This is a genomic window from Salmonella sp. 2020_1459, from assembly GCF_043847915.1.
Taxonomy (GTDB): Bacteria; Pseudomonadota; Gammaproteobacteria; order Enterobacterales; family Enterobacteriaceae; genus Salmonella; species Salmonella enterica.
This window is the reverse complement of the sequence record NZ_JBCMFA010000003.1, coordinates 256,277-274,001: the sequence shown is the minus strand read 5'-3', so window position 1 is coordinate 274,001 and position 17,725 is coordinate 256,277. Positions and strand designations below refer to the sequence as shown.

Here is a 17,725-nt window from a genome sequence, read left to right as displayed (position 1 = left end):
GACAGATTCCTCACGTTATTCGGATAAATGTTCAGTTTGTCGCCGCTTGTGAACGGAAACGGGCAAAAATGAAGATGACGGCAAAGCACAATGCCGGAACCAGTTCGGCGGTCGGGATTTTGCCTGCGGCGTCGCTAACGAAGCCCATTACTGGCGTGACAATACCGCCGCCAATGATGGTCATGACGATAAAAGACGAGCCGTACTTAGTGTCCTGTCCCAGATTTTTGATACCCAGCGAGAAGATGGTCGGGTACTGGATTGACATAAATGCGCTACACAACGTCAGCGCCAGCAGGCCGATATGTCCGCCGCTAAAGGCGGAAATCAGACACAGGAGCATGGCAAACAGGGCGTAGGCGGCCAGCACTTTATGCGGCGCGAAGCGGCTGATAAGCCAGGTCCCGGTGAAACGGCCGATAAAGAAGCACACCATCGTGCCGGTCAGGTAATTGGCGGCGAAACCGGGCGTCATTCCAGGGATCTCCTCAATGGCGTAGCGGATCAGATAGCTCCAGCAGGCGGTTTGCGCCCCCACGTAGCAGAACTGCGCCAGCACCGCCCAGCGCCAGTGGCGGATACGGATGAGTCGGGAGAGAGAAGATAAGAAAGAGCTTTGTTTAGCATCGCTATGATCGTCACTTTGCAGGGCCGGAAATTTGGTCAGCATAATCAGCAGCGCAACTACTAATACGATGGCGACGATAATCATGTATGGCGTTTGTACCGATAACACCAGGCTGTGTTTATAGGCGCTAAGCTGATCCGGCGTCATTTTATCAAGCGCTTCTTGCGATTGATGCGGCACGTTAGACAAAATAAGGCTTTGCCCAAACACAACGGCGATAATAGCGCCAAAGGAGTTAAAAGTTTGCGCCAGATTAAGCCGGAAATGTCCGCCGCTTTCTGGACCTAATACCGTAACAAAAGGGTTGGCTGCAGTTTCAAGGCAGCCTAAACCGGCGGCGATGATAAACAGGCCAATTAAAAACAATGTGTAATTCATTATCTCGGCGGCAGGCCAGAATAATGCGGCGCCAACAGCATACAAAAAAAGTCCGGTGATAATCCCTGCTTTATAACTGAGTTTTTTCATCAAAATCCCAGCGGGAATTGGAATGACGAAATAACCGAAATAAAACGCTGACTGAATAAGCCCGGCCTGAAAGTTAGTTAGCGTAAAAGCTTGTTGAAACTGCGGTAATAAAATGTCATTCAGATTATTGGCGACGGCCCACAGAAAAAATAGCGAGCAAAGTAAGGCGAATGGAATAATGTAGCGCTTGCTCTTGCTTTGCTCTGCATCCACAGCACGAAAACTCTGCGTTTGTATTGTTGTGTTTCCCATAGCATCCTCATCGGTTCAGAAGCTTTTGCGTGCGGTCGGTTCTGGTCACCAGACCGTAAAATTAGGTGAGTTCGCTTTTCTTTCCGGTAATAAATTGGCGTCCGGAATGAACTCATGGATTCATTTTCAAATAAAAAAGGCCTTTTAATATGATGGCGGTCACATTTATACCTGAGAGCAGAGCGTTCTGTGATTATCATCACTTTAATTTCCATAAAAAAATGACCGTTTGAGATGTTTAATTTAAAAAACCACAGACTGAATGCCCGAATTAAATTATTGCCACGAAAACGGGCAGTAGTAACTTATTCTTCATTTTTGCCCGTTTTAAAAAATATTATTAAGAGCGGGCATTTATCGGCGAGAGAAACGGTAGTCGTCTGGTTTATCGTGGCGAATTAATTGATGTGAATCACAAAATATCGTTATTTAAATTCCCTTCTCTTTATTCAGTATGATGATAGTTGCTAACTATTCGATTATTTCAACAGGACAGCAGCGCGATGCGAAAGGCGGTTTTGTTGTCTCATTTTGAATCACAGAGAGAGGTAAATAATGGAACGAAATAGACTGGCGCGGCAGATTATTGATACCTGTCTGGAAATGACGCGGTTAGGGTTAAATCAGGGGACGGCAGGTAACGTGAGCGTACGTTATCAGGGCGGATTGCTGATTACGCCGACGGGGATCCCCTACGAGAAGCTGACAGAGTCGCACATTGTCTTTATTGATGCTGACGGTCAGCATGAGCAGGGCAAGCTGCCTTCCAGCGAGTGGCGTTTTCATATGGCGGCATACCAGACGCGCCCTGACGCCAATGCCGTGGTACATAACCACGCTGTCCATTGTACGGCAGTCTCGATCCTCAATCGCCCGATTCCGGCGATTCACTACATGATTGCCGCCGCAGGAGGAAACTCTATTCCCTGCGCGCCCTACGCCACTTTTGGCACCCGCGAACTTTCTGACCATGTTGCCGTGGCGCTTAAAAATCGTAAAGCGACGCTGTTACAGCATCACGGGCTTATTGCTTGTGAAGAAAATTTAGACAAAGCGTTGTGGCTGGCGCATGAAGTGGAAGTGCTGGCGCAGCTCTATTTAAGTACGCTGGCCATTGTCGATCCGGTACCGGTACTGGATGACGAGGCGATCGCTATCGTACTGGAGAAATTTAAAACTTACGGATTACGTATTGAAGAGTGATGTAAGGAGACAGGCGATGGCGAACAGAATGATTCTGAATGAAACGGCATGGTTTGGCCGGGGAGCGGTGGACGCATTAACCGATGAGGTGACGCGCCGCGGTTATCATAAAGCGCTGATTGTTACCGATAAAACGCTGGTGCAATGCGGTGTGGTCGATAAAGTGACAAGCAGAATGGATGCCGCAGGGCTGGCGTGGGAGATCTATGCGGGCGTGATCCCTAATCCTACGATTTCCGTTGTCCAGGAAGGGCTTAAGGTCTTTACCCAAAGCGGCGCGGACTATCTCATCGCCATTGGCGGCGGTTCTCCGCAGGATACCTGCAAAGCGATCGGTATTATCAGTAACAATCCGGAATTTGCCGATGTGCGCAGTCTGGAAGGGCTATCGCCGACCCGTAAACCCAGCGTGCCGATTATGGCGATCCCGACAACGGCGGGAACCGCTGCGGAAGTCACTATCAATTATGTGATTACCGATGAAGAGAAACGGCGCAAATTCGTTTGTGTCGATCCGCATGATATTCCGCAGGCGGCATTTATCGATGCCGATATGATGGACGGTATGCCACCCGCGCTGAAAGCGGCAACGGGCGTGGATGCGCTAACCCATGCTATTGAAGGCTATATTACCCGGGCCGCATGGGCGCTGACGGATGCATTACATATCAAAGCCATTGAGATTATTGCTGGCGCGCTGCGCGGCGCCGTAGCCGGAGAAAAAGAGGCCGGTGAGGCGATGGCGCTGGGGCAATACGTTGCCGGGATGGGGTTTTCCAATGTGGGGCTGGGACTGGTGCATGGGATGGCGCATCCGCTGGGCGCGTTTTACAACACGCCGCATGGCGTCGCGAATGCTATTTTGCTTCCGCATGTGATGCGTTTTAATGCCGGGTCTACCAACGAGAAATTCCGTGATATCGCCCGGGCGATGGGGGTGAAGGTAGAAGGATTGAGTCTTGGAGAGGCGCGTAATGCCGCAGTGGAAGCCGTATTTACGCTAAATCGCGATGTGGGAATTCCGCTGCATTTGCGTGATGTCGGCGTTCGAAAAGAGGATATCCCGGCGCTGGCGCAGGCGGCGTTCGATGATGTCTGTACGGGCGGCAATCCGCGTGAAGCGAGTCTGGCGGACATTGTCGAACTGTATCATACCGCCTGGTAATTTTGCCGGATGGCGCTGCGCTTATCCGCTCTACATTTCGTGCAGTTCTGTAGGCCGGATAAGGCGTTCACGCCGCCATCCGGCAACAAAACTACCGCGCCAGCCGTAGCTGCTGTAAGTTTCCGTCGATATGTAAATCGGTTTGCAGACGTGCAATATCGCGGCAGAGAAATGCCATTTCTCTATGCGTCTCAAGCTTTTTGCGCCACTTTTCCGGCACCTCGTCCAGATGGGCGTAAATTCCCTCCAGATTTTGAAACTGAATCAATAGCTGGGTCGCGCTTTTAGGGCCGATACCGGCAACGCCTGGGACTTTCGAACTACTGATTCCTGCCAGACCCCAGTAATCCGGCAACTGCCGGGGAAGTACGCCAAACTCTTTTTCAATAAACGGCGCGTCCAGCCAGCGTTTCTGGAAGTAGTCGCGAATGCGCAATCCCGGAGAGAGCAACTGGCAATAGCCTTTATCGGTTGACACAATGGTTGCCTGGTGTCCGGCTTCGGTAACTTTTAGCGCCAGCGTCGCCGCCAGATCGTCCGCTTCGTTACCGTCTGATGCCCAACAGCGTACGCCGCGCTGTTCAAATGCGGCGCGTAGGGCGGGCATTTCATTATGTAAATCGTCAGGCATCGGCGGACGTCCTGCTTTGTAGTCCGGCAAACGCTGATGACGCCAGCCGCTACTGCGCGCGTCGTCATCAAATACCGCTACGGCATGGGTTGGCTGGCTGTGGATAATCAATTGATCGAGCGCGTGTTGGCAGGTTTCCACACAGGGCGATCCCTGAACGGCGTGAATACGGCGAATCAAATTGAGCGCGTCGACGATAAGCAGATGAGCAGCCACGGTGTTCTCCCTTACAAACCTGCGCGTAGGGTAACATTCACGGCGGGGGGAGGCGAGCATTGCGAAATAGCGCTATCCGTAGGCCTGATAAGCGAGGCGCCATCAGGCAACAAAAGCCGGATGGCGGCGAGCGCCTTATCCGGCCTACAGATCCTAAAATGTGCTGAGAATTAATCGCAGGTAACGATCTTCATCGCCAGGCCGCCGCGCGAAGTTTCGCGGTACTTAGCGTTCATGTCTTTACCGGTTTCGTACATGGTCTCAATCACTTTATCGAGGCATACGCGCGGTTCGCTGGTACGGCGCAGCGCCATACGCGCGGCGTTGACCGCTTTGACTGAAGCAATTGCGTTACGCTCAATGCAGGGAACCTGTACCTGACCGGCAACCGGATCGCAAGTTAACCCCAGATTATGCTCCATGGCGATTTCTGCGGCGATACACACCTGCGCCGGACTACCGCCCAGCAGCTCGGCCAGACCCGCTGCCGCCATGGAACAGGCCACGCCGACTTCTCCCTGACAACCCACTTCGGCGCCGGAAATAGAGGCGTTCATCTTATACAGCGAGCCAATCGCGCTGGCGACCAGCATATAGCGAGCAAGTGAGTTAGCATTTACTTCGCGGATAAACTTGTCATAGTACGCCAGCACCGCCGGAACAATACCACATGCGCCGTTAGTCGGCGCAGTGACTACTCGTCCGCCTGCGGCATTCTCTTCGTTCACCGCCAGCGCGAACATATTGATCCAGTCGACGACCGCCATCGGATCGGTGGTGGTCTTATCCTGACTGACCAGCACCCGACGCAGCGCCGCCGCGCGACGCGGAACGCGCAGTTTGCCCGGCAATACGCCCTCGGTGGTGATACCGCGCTCAATACCGCTGCGCATCACCTCCCAGACCCTGGCGAAGTGCTGCTCCAGCGCTTCTTTACTGTGCAGAGCCAGTTCGTTTTGCATCATCAGACCGGAGAGCGACAGACCCGTCTCCTGGCAATGGCGCTGTAAATCCGCGGCGGTTTTGTAAGGGTACGGTACGTTAACAGGTTCGCTATTCGTCAAACCAAAGTGCTCTTCATCGACGATAAAGCCGCCGCCAATGGAGTAGTAGGTTTGGCTGTAGAGCACCTTATCGCCCGCCAGCGCGGTAATACGCATCCCGTTCTCATGCAGAGACAGGTTGTCGGCGTGGAAATTCATGCACTTATCGACCGGAAATTCGACTTCATGCTGCCCATTGGCCAGTAGTAAACGCCCATGGGTGTTCACATCCTGGATAAAGGACGGAATGGCGTCGATATCGACGGTGTCCGGCAGATTCCCCGCCAGGCCCATAATAATGGCGATATCAGTGTGGTGGCCTTTACCCGTCAATGACAGAGAGCCGTAGACATCCACCACGACGCGGGTGACATCTGTAAGGATATGGCGGGCAATCAGATCGTCCGTGAACTGCTTGCCTGCTTTCATTGGTCCGACGGTGTGAGAACTGGAAGGGCCAATGCCGATTTTAAAAATATCGAATACGCTAATCATAGGGCATCCATTGCGGTTGTATCATAGAGAAGCGCCGCGGTAAGCGGCGCTAAAGGACTTAGCTGAACAGTGAGTAGAAAATAGCGGAGATGGCAATCAGGCCCATAATCACAACGAATACGTTGCTGATATGACCGCTGTACTTACGCATTGCCGGTACTTTCTGGATGGCATACATCGGCATCAGGAACAGAATCATCGCGATGATCGGGCCGCCCAGGGTTTCAATCATGCCCAGGATGCTGGGGTTCAGCGTCGCCACAATCCAGGTGGTGACCAGCATGAACAGCGCGGTAATTTTATTCAGTTTGTTGATTTCGATGGATTTACCTTTACCACGCAGCGATTTAATCACCATCCCGTTAAAGCCTTCACGCGCGCCCAGGTAGTGGCCGAGGAAAGATTTGGTGATAGCAATCATCGCAATGATCGGCGCCATCCAGGCGATGATCGGCGCGTTAAAGTGGTTCGCCAGGTAAGACAGAATAGAGATGTTCTGCTCTTTTGCCGCTGCCAGATCTGCCGGCGTCAGGCTCAGCACGCAGCTGAAGACGAAGAACATCACGGTCAGCACCATCATGATGTGGGCGAAGGCCAGAATTTTAGAACATTTCTTCTCAGCGCCTTCACCGTACTCTTCACGCTTCGCAACCGCGAAGGAGGAGATGATCGGGGAGTGGTTGAAAGAGAAAACCATCACCGGAATCGCCAGCCACAGCGTCATCCACAGACCGTTACCGGTAGACGCGGCGGAATCAAAGGACAGAGTTTCCAGCGCCGCGCCGTTCCACTGCGGGATCAGGTACAAGGCCAGCAGCATCAGCGCAGCGACGAACGGGAATACCAGGATACTCATCGCCTTAACGATCATTTGCTCGCCGAAGCGCACGATGGTCATCATGCCAACAATCAGGATCAGGGAAAGAATCGCCCGCGGCGGCGGATTAATCGCTAACTGGTGGGTCAGGAAGCTTTCCACGGTATTAGTAATCGCCACGCTGTAAACCAGCAGGATGGGGTAAATCGCGAAGAAGTAAAGCAGGGTAATCAGTTTACCTGCGCCGATACCGAAGTGTTCCTCAACGACTTCAGTGATGTCTTCACCCGGATTTTTACCGGACAGCACGAAGCGTGTTAAGCCACGGTGTGCGAAAAAGGTCATCGGGAAAGCGAGAATCGCCATGATGATGAGCGGAATCATGCCGCCGACGCCTGCGTTGATCGGCAGGAACAGAACGCCCGCGCCGATAGCCGTGCCGTAAAGGCCCAGCATCCACATGGTATCCGTTTTGCGCCATGCGCTTCGAGAGTCAATCGAAGCAATCGTGCTGGTCTGAGTGGTTTCCATCTATTTCTCCTGGAGGATGCTAAAAATCAGGTTGCTGGTCTAATCCAATGAAAAAAGACCTGATCGTAAAATGAAATCTGCTTAGGGACGCTTTTTATATAATTTTTCGCCGTAATAATTTTCGGGCGGAAAGATACATTTAAGTGATGAATCTATCAGTGATCCCGATCTCAAATGCAATAATCCGCTTCTTACATGGATAAATTTGGACCATTAATCTATTAAAAAAACGTCATAACGAATTTCCGGGCGCGAAGGCTACCATTAACGATATAAGGCCGGAAAGATTGGGGCGCAAGATACGGAGGTTTGACTATAAAAATCAAGGTTTTTAGTAGATTCTGGCGAAGAATAAGAGTTTGGACCGATAAATCACGGTAAGAGGAGTGAGGTAAACGTTTGCCTGGCAATCTATTTATGGTGAATTATAAATGGTGTTTATAAAACAATGCGGGCTATGCCACTGATGATCATCATAAAAAATGAAGGCATACGTTAATTGCCGTACCGCAATGAAAGGAATGGGAGAAGCGCCCGGCTGCTGGCGGCAACCGGGCATAAGCGTTAAGCGCAGATCTCGTAACAGGGGATGTAGGCGGAACCTGGCAATTTCATACGATGCTGCGCGACGAAACCCTGCAGCAGATCGTCCATGCGACGCATCATTTCTCGATCGCCGTGGATTTTATACGGACCATTAGCTTCAATGGCGCGTATCCCGACCTCCTTCACGTTCCCCGCGACAATACCGGAGAAGGCGCGTCGCAGATCCGCCGCCAGAATCTCAACCGGCTGATCCGGGTACAGTTTCAGGTTGGCCATATTCTCATGCGACGGCTCAAACGGCACCTGAAGATCCGGTGCTATACGCATCGACCAGTTAAAACTATAGGCGTCGCCGGTATCGCGGCGATTCTCTTTCACTTGCGGCATCGCTTTCTTCATCAGTCGCGCTACCTCCGCCGCATCGTCAATGATGATGCGGTAATGACGGCGGGCCGCTTCGCCCAGCGTATGGGTAATAAACTCATCCAGCACGCGGAAGTAATCGGCGCTCTCTTTTGGTCCGGTCAGGATCAGCGGCAGCACCTGATTTTTATTGGCTGGATTCATCAGAATCCCCAGCAAATAAAGCAGCTCTTCCGCCGTACCCACGCCGCCCGGGAAGATGATGATACCGTGTGCGATACGGACGAACGCTTCCAGGCGTTTTTCGATATCCGGCATGATGATCAGTTCGTTCACCAGCGGGTTAGGCGGTTCAGCCGCAATAATGGAAGGTTCAGTCATGCCGATAAAGCGGCTGTCTTTATAACGCTGCTGTGCGTGACCGACCGCCGCGCCCTTCATGGGGGCTTCCATCGCCCCAGGGCCGCAGCCGGTGCAGATGTTCAGCTCGCGTAATCCCAACTGCGTGCCGACGCGACGGGCATACAGGTACTCGTTTTCGTTAATTGAGTGGCCGCCCCAGCATACCACCATGTTTGGCGCTTCGCCGACGTGCAGCGCCCGGGCGTTGCGCAAAATGGAGAACACCAGATTGGTGATATGTGTTGAGCTTTCAAGATCCAGATGCTGGAAACGACCAGCATTGTGGATCTGTCCATTCACAAAGAGAATGTCGCGCAGCACCGCGAACAGGTTAGCCTGTAGCGCACGAATAATCCGCCCGTCAACAAAGGCGTCTTCAGGCGGATTAATCAATTCCAGCTTCACGCCGCGCTCGCGGCGCAGTACGTTAATATCGAAATTTTCAAAGCGGGACAGCAGCTCTTTGCTGTTGTCGGTCAGGCTGCCGGAGTTAAGAACGGCAAGTGAACAGTTACGAAACAGTTGATACAGGTCGCTACTGGCCGTGCGTTTCAGCATGTCCACTTCCAGTTGCGACAACATATCCATTGAGCCAAGCGGGCTAATATGTGTAATCAAGTAAACTCCTTATGGGACGCAACACGCCATTCCCTGTTGATTACAATAGCCCTGGCTGATGACCTTTCACAACCTTACATGCGCAATCCGGCACGCAAAATTGACAAAAAAATTACTGTCGCGCCAGCCTGCCCGTGGCGGGCACGAAATCGGTATTGCTGCGCCAGGGATTAATGTCCAGCCCGCCGCGGCGGGTATAGCGCGCATAAACGCTTAACGTTTCCGGCTGGCAGAAGCGCAGAATGTCATTAAAAATACGCTCTACGCACTGCTCGTGAAATTCATTATGGTGACGGAAGGAGACCAGATAACGCAGCAGTTTTTCCCTGTCGATTTTGCGCCCGCGATACTGAATTTGTATCGAGCCCCAGTCCGGTTGGTGGGTGATCAGGCAGTTGGATTTCAACAGATGGCTGACCAGCGTCTCCTCTACTTGCTTCTCGCCGCTGACCGCATGTTGCAGATAGTCGGTAGTAAACTGGTAGTTGTCGATACTGATATCCTGATCGTCAATACAGGCGCCGTGGAAATGGGCGACAGGCTGTCCTTCCAGCTCATCAAGACGATGAAGCTTCACGCTAACGTTGCCCTGCGCGCAGGCGCGCAGATCGCGCTCCAGCGTCTGGCGCACCGTCTCCCAGGTGTCAAAGCGCGTCTGGTTAAAGCTGTTCAGATACAGTTTAAAGCTTTTGGATTCGATTAAATTAACGCTGGTGTAATCCAGTTCGACATGCCCGACGGCGACCTGCGGAAGACCCTGGCTGTTAAGCCAGGAAAGTTCATACAACGTCCAGATATCCGCGCCGTGGAACGGCAAATTATCGGCTGTTAATCCGAGCGGGTCACGATTCAAACTGCGCGGTACGCCCTGCAGCAGGCTGGCGTCATAATTGTCCCGGTAATCCGTTGATTTTCCGAGAGTCAGGCCATCAAGAGCCTGATGGTTTTCATAAGAAGACATGTTTCACCGTCATAAACCAGATACACTATGCGTCAAGTGTATCCTGGCTTTTATGAAGAGAGAAACTGGTGGACGAACTGACAGCGCAGGCATTGAAAGCCTTTACGACGCGTTACTGCGACGCGTGGCAAGAAAAACACGGTAGCTGGCCGTTGAGCGAAGAACTGTATGGCGTACCTTCTCCGTGCATTATTTCTTCAACCCGCGATGCCGTTTACTGGCAGCCGCAACCTTTTGAAGGCGAAGAAAATGTAAACGCGGTTGAACGCGCCTTTGATATTATGGTACAACCTGCGCTCCACGCGTTTTACACCACGCAGTTTGCTGGCGACATGCCCGCGCAGTTTGCGGATGAAAAGCTTACGCTACTGCAAACCTGGAGTCAGGATGACTTTCGGCGCGTGCAGGAAAATCTGATAGGCCACCTGGTCACGCAAAAGCGGCTCAAGCTTCCTCCCACGCTTTTTATTGCGACGCAGGAAAATGAGCTTGAGGTCATTTCGGTCTGTAACCTGTCCGGCGAGGTGATTAAAGAAACGCTGGGCACCCGTAATCGCACCGTTCTTGCCGCAACGCTTGCGGAATTCCTTACGCAACTTAATCCTCTTCTGTAATCGTTTGCCCTAACGGGTGTGAGAGATCTCTTACAAAGTCTGTAGGAGATCGCCAGGATATCAGCGGATACTGAGTCCCGTTTTCTTATGTAAGTCTATATAAAACAACTAATTAAAATGTTTTTGCGCACTTTCATATGAAAATTTACTTAAGGTATTGTCTGTAAGCGTCTTGTAAGACAAGGTGAAACAGGCGATTCTATCTTCGTCGACAGGGAGTCGTACAACGAAGCGAACGTCAGGATGATGACGCTTCAGCAGGACACGCCAGGATGGTGTTACAAGGAAAGGCTTCAGGATGAAGCAAAGTGGAAAGCGCAGGATGCGTTAAAGGACACCTCCAGGACGGAGAACGAGAGCCGATCAGGATGTTCGGCGGGTCTGGATGACCAGGGACGCTTCAGGATGAAGCTATCACATCGGGCGATGTGCGCAGGATGCAAACGTTCAGGATGAACAGGCCGTAAGGTCACAGGAAAAGTTGTCACGGATGAGCAGGGAGCACGAAAAGTAGCTGGAATGCTGCGAAACGAACCGGGAGCACTGTTTATACAGTGCTCCCTTTTTTTTGTTATTCTTCGCGCCAGATTTTCATCATTGAGGTTTTAACATGACGACTCATGACCGTGTGCGTCAGCAGTTACATGCGCTTGAAACGCTGCTGCGCGAGCATCGCCACTGGCGGCAGGATGCGCCGCAGGCGCACCTGTTTACCAGCACCCAACCATTTTTTATGGATACCATGGAACCGCTGGAATGGCTGCAATGGGTATTGATCCCACGTATGCATACCCTACTTGATAATGCGCAGCCGCTGCCCGAGGCGTTTGCCGTCGCCCCTTATTATGAAATGGCGCTGGCGGCGGATCATCCGCAGCGGGAGGCGATCCTGGCGGTTTTGCAGGATCTGGATGCGCTATTCGTCCGCGATAAATCCTGATGCTGGAGATCCTCTATCAAGACCCGTGGCTGGTTGCCGTGAATAAACCCGCAGGCTGGCTTGTTCACCGGAGCTGGCTGGATCGCGACGAAAAAGTCGTGGTCATGCAAACGGTGCGCGACCAAATCGGCCAGCATGTTTTTACCGCCCACCGTCTCGACAGGCCCACGTCGGGCGTACTGTTAATGGGGCTGTCCAGCGAAGCGGGACGCCGTCTGGCGCAGCAGTTCGAGCAGCACCACATCCGTAAACGCTACCATGCCATTGTGCGCGGCTGGCTGATGGATGACGCGGTACTGGATTATCCGCTGGTGGAAGAGCGCGATAAAATTGCCGATAAATTCGCCCGCGAAGATAAAGCGCCCCAGCCGGCTGTAACGCAGTATCGCGGGCTGGCGACGGTCGAAATGGCGGTGCCGACCGGACGTTATCCCACCACGCGTTATGGTCTGGTTGAGCTGGAACCAAAAACGGGACGCAAGCACCAGCTTCGTCGTCATCTGGCGCATCTGCGTCATCCTATCATCGGCGACAGCAAGCATGGCGATTTGCGACAAAACCGCAGCGCCGCAGAGCATTTTGCCTGTCGTCGCCTGATGCTTCATGCCAGTCGGCTTGAACTGACGCACCCCTTTACCGGACAGCCGTTGATAATTCAGGCCGGGTTGGATGAAACCTGGATGCAGGCGCTGACGCAGTTTGGCTGGCGTGGACTTCTCCCTGACAATGAAAGGGTTGAGTTTACGGCGGCGTCCCGGCAGGATGAGACTCATCAGGCATAATTCAGGGAGATACGCATAATGGCGGAAATTGGTATTTTTGTCGGGACCATGTATGGCAACTCACTGCTGGTGGCGGAAGAAGCGGAAGCGATCCTCGCCAGACAGGGCCACAGCGCGACCGTGTTTGAAGATCCTGAACTGTCCGACTGGCAGCAATATCAGGATAAGGTTGCGCTGGTCGTTACCTCGACGACCGGGCAGGGCGATCTACCGGATAGCATTGCGCCGCTCTTTCACGGCATTAAAGATACAGTCGGTTTTCAACCAAACCTGCGTTACGGGGTGATTGCGTTAGGTGATAGCAGCTACCCCAATTTCTGTAATGGCGGCAAACAGTTTGATGCCCTGTTGCAAGAGCAAAGCGCGCAGCGGGTGGGGGAGATATTATTCATTGACGCCAGCGAACATCCGGAGCCGGAGAGCCAGTCCAATCCCTGGGTTGAAAACTGGGGAACTTTACTTTCCTGAGGTAAATCCCTCCCCCCTACGGGAGGGTACCTTTTCGTTTGCTTGCGTTGCCAGTAAGCAAATAACGACCTGTATACAGTGTAAAGTAACTGAATCGTGTTAGCTTTGTGCATATGCCCGCAAAAGCAGCAGTTTTTTACGGGCGTTTTCATGTAATCAAGCGACCTGTTTCACATTCTTCTCTTTTTACTCCTCCTGCGTCGACGCCGACGCCTTCTGATTTCATTTCCGTGAAGTGGCTTCCACTGTCTTGGGCTTTTGCCATAAACAGGCGTAATTCATCGCCAAAATACTGTGTTGTTGCACGGTGAGTGTGTGTGGCGCGCTTTTTATACTTCTCCTGCCAGTGAATAAAAGCATGCAGCGTGCAAAGCAAACGACCTAATAAAAGCTGCAACAAGGAAACGTTATCTCTGATTCCCTACCGGTTGTGCAGTTCAGAGTGAGCGTAGCTAACGCGAAATTTCAGGAGTGCAACAATGAGTTCATTAAGTCACGCGGCGAGCAGTGCGGAGAAACGCACGAACGCCCGCTACTGGATAGTGGTGATGCTGTTTATCGTCACATCCTTCAACTACGGCGACCGCGCCACATTGTCCATTGCCGGCTCAGAAATGGCCAAAGATATCGGCCTTGATCCGGTAGGCATGGGCTATGTTTTTTCTGCTTTTTCATGGGCCTATGTTATCGGGCAGATCCCGGGCGGCTGGCTGCTGGACCGCTTTGGTTCCAAACGCGTCTATTTCTGGTCTATTTTCATTTGGTCAGTCTTCACCCTGTTGCAGGGTTTTGTCGATATCTTTAGTGGTTTCGGCATTATTGTCGCCCTCTTTACGCTTCGTTTCCTGGTCGGTCTGGCGGAATCGCCTTCTTTCCCGGGCAACAGTCGCATCGTTGCGGCCTGGTTCCCGGCGCAGGAGAGGGGAACGGCGGTGGCCATCTTTAACTCCGCGCAATACTTTGCCACGGTTATTTTCGCGCCGATTATGGGCTGGCTGACGCACGAAGTGGGCTGGTCGCATGTCTTCTTCTTTATGGGCGGGTTAGGGATCATCATCAGCTTTATCTGGTTGAAAGTTATCCATGAACCAAATAACCATCCGGGCGTAAATAAGAAAGAGTTGGAGTACATCGCAGAAGGCGGCGCGCTGATCAATATGGATCAGAAAGACACCAAAGCGAAAGTACCGTTTAGCGTCAAATGGGGCCAGATCAAACAGCTGCTGGGCTCTCGTATGATGATTGGCGTTTACATCGGTCAGTACTGTATTAACGCATTGACCTATTTCTTTATTACCTGGTTCCCGGTCTATTTGGTCCAGGCGCGCGGCATGTCGATTCTCAAAGCGGGCTTTGTCGCCTCGGTTCCTGCAGTCTGCGGCTTTATCGGCGGCGTGTTGGGCGGCATCATTTCCGACTGGCTGATGCGTCGTACTGGCTCCCTGAATATCGCGCGCAAGACGCCGATTGTGCTGGGAATGTTGCTGTCAATGGTTATGGTGTTCTGTAACTATGTGAACGTGGAATGGATGATCATCGGCTTTATGGCGTTGGCCTTCTTCGGTAAAGGTATCGGCGCGTTGGGCTGGGCAGTAATGGCGGATACCGCGCCGAAAGAGATCAGCGGTCTTTCCGGCGGCTTGTTTAATATGTTCGGCAATATCTCCGGTATTGTGACGCCAATCGCGATTGGTTACATCGTTGGCACCACCGGCTCCTTCAACGGCGCGTTGATCTATGTCGGCGTACATGCCCTGGTGGCCATCATCAGCTATCTGGTGCTGGTAGGTGATATTAAGCGTATTGAACTGAAACCTGTCGCAGGACAATTATCATGACAACGCAATCCAGTCCCGTTATTACGGACATGAAGGTCATTCCGGTTGCCGGACATGACAGTATGCTACTCAACATCGGCGGCGCGCATAACGCGTACTTCACCCGTAATATCGTCGTCCTCACCGATAACGCCGGGCATACTGGCGTCGGCGAGGCGCCGGGCGGAGAAGTGATTTATCAGACGCTGGTCGATGCTATTCCGATGGTATTAGGCCAGGAAGTCGCCCGCCTGAACAAAGTGGTGCAGCAGGTGCATAAAGGCAACCAGGCTGCTGATTTTGACACCTTTGGTAAAGGCGCATGGACGTTTGAACTGCGGGTTAACGCGGTGGCAGCTTTGGAAGCGGCGCTGCTTGATCTACTGGGGCAGGCGCTTAATGTGCCGGTCTGTGAACTGTTAGGGCCCGGTAAACAGCGCGATGCCGTCACCGTGTTAGGCTATCTCTTCTATATTGGCGATCGCACTAAAACCGATCTGCCGTATCTGGAAAGCACGCCGGGCAGTCATGAATGGTATCGCCTGCGTCATCAGGAAGCGCTGAACAGCGACGCGGTCGTGCGGCTGGCGGAAGCGTCTCAGGATCGCTACGGTTTTAAAGATTTTAAACTCAAGGGCGGCGTGCTGCCGGGCGAACAAGAGATTGATACCGTTCGCGCGCTAAAAAAATGCTTCCCGGACGCGCGTATTACCGTGGATCCGAACGGCGCCTGGCTACTGGATGAAGCCATTGCGTTGTGCAAAGGGCTGAATGATGTACTGACCTACGCGGAAGATCCGTGCGGCGCGGAGCAAGGATTCTCTGGTCGTGAAGTCATGGCGGAATTCCGCCGCGCGACAGGACTGCCGGTGGCGACCAATATGATTGCCACCAACTGGCGTGAAATGGGACACGCGGTGATGCTCAACGCGGTAGATATTCCTCTTGCCGACCCGCATTTCTGGACCCTCACCGGCGCCGTTCGCGTGGCGCAACTGTGCGATGACTGGGGGCTAACCTGGGGCTGCCATTCGAATAACCATTTTGATATTTCATTGGCGATGTTTACCCATGTCGGCGCGGCGGCGCCAGGCAAACCCACCGCTATTGATACGCACTGGATCTGGCAGGAGGGCGATTGCCGCCTGACTAAAAATCCGCTGGAAATTAAAAACGGCAAAATTGCCGTTCCGGATGCGCCAGGACTGGGCGTGGAGCTTGACTGGGAACAGGTGCGAAAAGCGCATGACGCGTATAAAAAGCTGCCAGGCGGCGCGCGTAATGATGCAGGCCCGATGCAATACCTGATCCCCGGCTGGACTTTTGACCGCAAACGCCCTGTTTTTGGTCGTCACTAATTCTGAATAAGGACACAGTTATGAGTACTCAATTTACGACGCCTGTAGTGACTGAAATGCAGGTTATCCCGGTTGCGGGTCATGACAGTATGCTGATGAACCTGAGCGGCGCGCACGCCCCATTCTTCACGCGCAACATCGTCATTATTAAAGATAACTCCGGTCATACCGGGGTTGGCGAGATTCCGGGCGGCGAAAAAATTCGCAAAACGCTGGAAGATGCGATCCCACTGGTGGTGGGAAAAACGCTGGGTGAATATAAAAATGTCCTGACCGCCGTTCGCAACCAGTTTGCCGATCGCGATGCGGGCGGACGCGGTTTACAAACATTCGATCTCCGTACCACTATCCATGTGGTGACTGGCATTGAAGCGGCAATGCTTGACCTTTTGGGCCAACACCTGGGCGTCAACGTCGCTTCGCTGTTAGGCGACGGTCAGCAGCGCAGCGAAGTCGAAATGCTGGGTTATCTGTTCTTTGTCGGCAATCGCAAGGCCACGCCGCTGCCGTATCAGAGCCAGCCGGATGAGCAATGCGACTGGTATCGTCTGCGCCATGAAGAGGCGATGACGCCGGAAACGGTAGTGCGTCTGGCGGAAGCCGCCTATGAAAAATACGGCTTCAACGACTTCAAACTGAAAGGCGGCGTGCTGGCGGGCGAAGAAGAGGCCGAGTCAATCGTGGCGCTGGCGAAACGTTTCCCACAAGCGCGCGTCACGCTCGATCCAAACGGTGCCTGGTCGCTGAACGAAGCGATCAGCATTGGTAAATACCTGAAAGGTTCTCTGGCCTATGCAGAAGATCCGTGCGGCGCGGAGCAGGGTTTTTCCGGACGTGAAGTGATGGCGGAATTCCGTCGCGCGACCGGATTACCGACGGCCACCAATATGATAGCGACCGACTGGCGTCAAATGGGGCATACGCTGTCGCTGCAATCCGTCGATATCCCGCTGGCGGACCCGCACTTCTGGACTATGCAAGGCTCTGTACGCGTGGCGCAAATGTGTCATGAGTTCGGTCTGACCTGGGGCTCGCACTCTAACAACCACTTTGATATTTCGTTGGCGATGTTTACCCATGTTGCCGCGGCGGCGCCGGGCAAGATCACCGCGATCGATACCCACTGGATCTGGCAGGAAGGCAACCAACGTCTGACTAAAGAACCGTTTGAAATTAAAGGCGGCATGGTGCAAGTACCGACCAAACCGGGTCTGGGCGTTGAGCTCGATATGGATCAGGTGATGAAAGCGCATGAGCTCTATCAAAAACATGGCTTAGGCGCGCGTGACGACGCGATGGGAATGCAGTACTTAATTCCTGGCTGGACGTTTGATAATAAGCGTCCTTGCATGGTGCGTTAAGTCAGAACCGGTTCCGTAAGGAACCGGTGCTTCTCTGGGTGTATGC

16 protein-coding genes are annotated in these 17,725 nt (G+C 52.9%); 9 read left to right on the top strand and 7 right to left on the bottom strand.

Features of this window, described 5'->3' with window-relative positions; all coding sequences use genetic code 11:
• Nucleotides 1-31 precede the first annotated feature (31 nt).
• Complete coding sequence (fucP, locus tag ACH0VJ_RS09780; RefSeq protein WP_000528622.1) at nt 32-1,348, bottom strand: L-fucose:H+ symporter permease; 1,317 nt, start codon at nt 1,346-1,348, stop codon at nt 32-34.
• A gap of 555 nt (nt 1,349-1,903) precedes the next feature.
• On the opposite strand from fucP, the gene fucA reads away from it, so the two are divergent.
• Together fucA and fucO are read left to right on the top strand one after the other, a co-directional pair.
• Entirely contained in the window at nt 1,904-2,551 is a 648-nt protein-coding gene (fucA, locus tag ACH0VJ_RS09775; protein ID WP_000440819.1) for an L-fuculose-phosphate aldolase, read from the top strand.
• Between the two features lie 16 nt (nt 2,552-2,567).
• Nucleotides 2,568-3,716: a lactaldehyde reductase gene (gene fucO, locus ACH0VJ_RS09770; RefSeq protein ID WP_000013567.1), complete on the top strand. Its 1,149-nt coding sequence runs from the start codon at nt 2,568-2,570 to the stop codon at nt 3,714-3,716.
• Nucleotides 3,717-3,807: 91 nt separating this feature from the next.
• Here the strand turns inward: fucO and xni are convergent, their stop codons facing one another.
• The 5 genes from xni to queF all read right to left on the bottom strand — a co-directional run bounded on the left by xni (nt 3,808) and on the right by queF (nt 10,339).
• On the bottom strand, nt 3,808-4,563 hold the full coding sequence (xni, locus tag ACH0VJ_RS09765; protein ID WP_001536725.1) for a flap endonuclease Xni: 756 nt from the start codon (nt 4,561-4,563) through the stop codon (nt 3,808-3,810).
• Between the two features lie 170 nt (nt 4,564-4,733).
• Nucleotides 4,734-6,101 carry an L-serine ammonia-lyase II gene (sdaB, locus tag ACH0VJ_RS09760; RefSeq protein ID WP_000626384.1) on the bottom strand — a complete coding sequence of 456 codons (1,368 nt, stop codon included), beginning with the start codon at nt 6,099-6,101 and terminating at the stop codon, nt 4,734-4,736.
• 58 nt (nt 6,102-6,159) lie between these two features.
• Nucleotides 6,160-7,449, bottom strand: a complete 1,290-nt coding sequence (gene sdaC / locus ACH0VJ_RS09755) for an HAAAP family serine/threonine permease SdaC (RefSeq protein WP_000450462.1) — start codon at nt 7,447-7,449, stop codon at nt 6,160-6,162.
• A 564-nt stretch (nt 7,450-8,013) separates the two neighbouring features.
• Nucleotides 8,014-9,378, bottom strand: coding sequence for a nucleotide 5'-monophosphate nucleosidase PpnN (gene ppnN / locus ACH0VJ_RS09750; protein ID WP_000627973.1), 1,365 nt, complete (start codon nt 9,376-9,378; stop codon nt 8,014-8,016).
• Nucleotides 9,379-9,490: 112 nt separating this feature from the next.
• Nucleotides 9,491-10,339, bottom strand: a complete 849-nt coding sequence (gene queF / locus ACH0VJ_RS09745) for an NADPH-dependent 7-cyano-7-deazaguanine reductase QueF (protein WP_000100456.1) — start codon at nt 10,337-10,339, stop codon at nt 9,491-9,493.
• Nucleotides 10,340-10,407: 68 nt separating this feature from the next.
• Between queF and syd the strand changes: the two genes are divergently transcribed.
• The 4 genes from syd to ACH0VJ_RS09725 all read left to right on the top strand — a co-directional run bounded on the left by syd (nt 10,408) and on the right by ACH0VJ_RS09725 (nt 13,143).
• The gene (gene syd, locus ACH0VJ_RS09740) at nt 10,408-10,953 is read left to right on the top strand and encodes a SecY-interacting protein (RefSeq protein ID WP_000343990.1); all 546 of its coding nucleotides are present in this window, start codon (nt 10,408-10,410) and stop codon (nt 10,951-10,953) included.
• Between the two features lie 610 nt (nt 10,954-11,563).
• Nucleotides 11,564-11,893 carry a YqcC family protein gene (locus ACH0VJ_RS09735; RefSeq protein ID WP_000207015.1) on the top strand — a complete coding sequence of 110 codons (330 nt, stop codon included), beginning with the start codon at nt 11,564-11,566 and terminating at the stop codon, nt 11,891-11,893.
• Complete coding sequence (truC, locus tag ACH0VJ_RS09730) at nt 11,893-12,675, top strand: tRNA pseudouridine(65) synthase TruC (RefSeq protein ID WP_000890028.1); 783 nt, start codon at nt 11,893-11,895, stop codon at nt 12,673-12,675. Before ACH0VJ_RS09735 ends, truC begins: the two co-directional genes overlap by 1 nt.
• A gap of 18 nt (nt 12,676-12,693) precedes the next feature.
• Complete coding sequence (locus ACH0VJ_RS09725) at nt 12,694-13,143, top strand: flavodoxin (protein ID WP_000807738.1); 450 nt, start codon at nt 12,694-12,696, stop codon at nt 13,141-13,143.
• A gap of 148 nt (nt 13,144-13,291) precedes the next feature.
• On the opposite strand, the gene ACH0VJ_RS09720 is transcribed toward ACH0VJ_RS09725, so the two are convergent.
• Nucleotides 13,292-13,543, bottom strand: a complete 252-nt coding sequence (locus ACH0VJ_RS09720) for a hypothetical protein (protein WP_001626563.1) — start codon at nt 13,541-13,543, stop codon at nt 13,292-13,294.
• A 79-nt stretch (nt 13,544-13,622) separates the two neighbouring features.
• Here ACH0VJ_RS09720 and gudP point away from each other — a divergent pair, with 79 nt between their 5' ends.
• Genes gudP through gudD form a run of 3 tightly spaced genes read left to right on the top strand, consistent with a single transcriptional unit; the run spans nt 13,623 to nt 17,679 of the window.
• On the top strand, nt 13,623-14,981 hold the full coding sequence (gene gudP, locus ACH0VJ_RS09715) for a galactarate/glucarate/glycerate transporter GudP (protein ID WP_000097015.1): 1,359 nt from the start codon (nt 13,623-13,625) through the stop codon (nt 14,979-14,981).
• Nucleotides 14,978-16,318: an enolase C-terminal domain-like protein gene (locus ACH0VJ_RS09710; RefSeq protein ID WP_023196536.1), complete on the top strand. Its 1,341-nt coding sequence runs from the start codon at nt 14,978-14,980 to the stop codon at nt 16,316-16,318. Before gudP ends, ACH0VJ_RS09710 begins: the two co-directional genes overlap by 4 nt.
• A 20-nt stretch (nt 16,319-16,338) precedes the next feature.
• On the top strand, nt 16,339-17,679 hold the full coding sequence (gudD, locus tag ACH0VJ_RS09705) for a glucarate dehydratase (RefSeq protein ID WP_000107113.1): 1,341 nt from the start codon (nt 16,339-16,341) through the stop codon (nt 17,677-17,679).
• The last annotated feature ends 46 nt before the right edge of the window (nt 17,680-17,725 follow it).

Excerpts from the sequence above, each read along its gene's own strand:
- fucP (WP_000528622.1), bottom strand. The coding sequence starts at position 1,348 with ATGGGAAACACAACAATACAAACGCAGAGTTTTCGTGCTGTGGATGCA.
- fucA (WP_000440819.1), top strand. The coding sequence starts at position 1,904 with ATGGAACGAAATAGACTGGCGCGGCAGATTATTGATACCTGTCTGGAA.
- fucO (WP_000013567.1), top strand. The coding sequence starts at position 2,568 with ATGGCGAACAGAATGATTCTGAATGAAACGGCATGGTTTGGCCGGGGA.
- sdaB (WP_000626384.1), bottom strand. The coding sequence starts at position 6,101 with ATGATTAGCGTATTCGATATTTTTAAAATCGGCATTGGCCCTTCCAGT.
- sdaC (WP_000450462.1), bottom strand. The coding sequence starts at position 7,449 with ATGGAAACCACTCAGACCAGCACGATTGCTTCGATTGACTCTCGAAGC.
- queF (WP_000100456.1), bottom strand. The coding sequence starts at position 10,339 with ATGTCTTCTTATGAAAACCATCAGGCTCTTGATGGCCTGACTCTCGGA.
- ACH0VJ_RS09735 (WP_000207015.1), top strand. The coding sequence starts at position 11,564 with ATGACGACTCATGACCGTGTGCGTCAGCAGTTACATGCGCTTGAAACG.
- truC (WP_000890028.1), top strand. The coding sequence starts at position 11,893 with ATGCTGGAGATCCTCTATCAAGACCCGTGGCTGGTTGCCGTGAATAAA.
- ACH0VJ_RS09725 (WP_000807738.1), top strand. The coding sequence starts at position 12,694 with ATGGCGGAAATTGGTATTTTTGTCGGGACCATGTATGGCAACTCACTG.
- gudP (WP_000097015.1), top strand. The coding sequence starts at position 13,623 with ATGAGTTCATTAAGTCACGCGGCGAGCAGTGCGGAGAAACGCACGAAC.
- ACH0VJ_RS09710 (WP_023196536.1), top strand. The coding sequence starts at position 14,978 with ATGACAACGCAATCCAGTCCCGTTATTACGGACATGAAGGTCATTCCG.
- gudD (WP_000107113.1), top strand. The coding sequence starts at position 16,339 with ATGAGTACTCAATTTACGACGCCTGTAGTGACTGAAATGCAGGTTATC.